Origin of the sequence: Flavobacterium nitrogenifigens (assembly GCF_003254565.1) — a bacterium.
In the GTDB taxonomy this organism is placed as follows: Bacteria; Bacteroidota; Bacteroidia; order Flavobacteriales; family Flavobacteriaceae; genus Flavobacterium; species Flavobacterium nitrogenifigens.
Map to the genome: position 1 here is coordinate 1 of NZ_QJRI01000023.1, position 232 is coordinate 232.

At 54.3% G+C, this 232-nt stretch carries 1 protein-coding gene; it reads left to right on the forward strand.

The genetic code is table 11. From position 1 onward, the window contains the following. Nucleotides 1–232: MBG domain-containing protein (locus DM397_RS00100; protein WP_162615405.1), on the forward strand; the 232-nt coding region annotated here is incomplete at both ends.

Genomic DNA, 232 nt, shown 5'->3' on the forward strand with positions numbered 1-232 from the left:
CAGCTCCGACAGTCGCCACCACGGCAGTTATAGGAAGCCCGGTTGGGACTTACCCAATTACAGCCAGCGGAGCCGCTGCATCCAATTATGCAATCACTTATGCCGATGGAACGATGAGCGTGACAGCCACCTCACTTATGATCACGGCGGATGATAAAAGCAAGACATACGGCAGCGCGAATCCAGCTCTGACGGTGAGCTATGCGGGATTTGTGAACGGCGATACTGAAGC